1 protein-coding gene is annotated in these 285 nt (G+C 60.0%); it reads right to left on the bottom strand.

The window, feature by feature from the left end:
- Positions 1 to 285: Lrp/AsnC ligand binding domain-containing protein (locus tag QSV46_RS39465; RefSeq protein ID WP_314964059.1), on the bottom strand; the 285-nt coding region annotated here is incomplete at both ends.

The following is a 285-nucleotide window of genomic DNA, read 5'->3' as shown; positions in this document are numbered from 1 at the left end:
CCTTCACATCGAGCGGCACCGCCGCTTCATATTTCGAATTGTGCAGCACGAGCGACGTCCTGACGTTGCGTACGTGCGGCGCGGCCGTCAGGTGCGTGACGAAATCTTGAAACGTCGCCATGTCGGGCGCGACGCATTTGAGGATGAAGTCGACTTCGCCCGACAGCATCCAGCATTCCCGCACCAGAGGCTCGGCGCGGACAAAATCCTCGAACGCGCGCAAATCCGCATCCGCCTGACTCGACAAATGAACCGAAGCAAACACGGTGACGTCGAAGCCTAGCC

Origin of the sequence: Bradyrhizobium cosmicum, assembly GCF_032290525.1 — a bacterium.
GTDB classification, from domain to species: domain Bacteria; phylum Pseudomonadota; class Alphaproteobacteria; order Rhizobiales; family Xanthobacteraceae; genus Bradyrhizobium; species Bradyrhizobium cosmicum_A.
The sequence above is the reverse complement of the archived record's forward strand: the minus strand, read 5'-3'. Positions and strand labels throughout refer to the sequence as shown.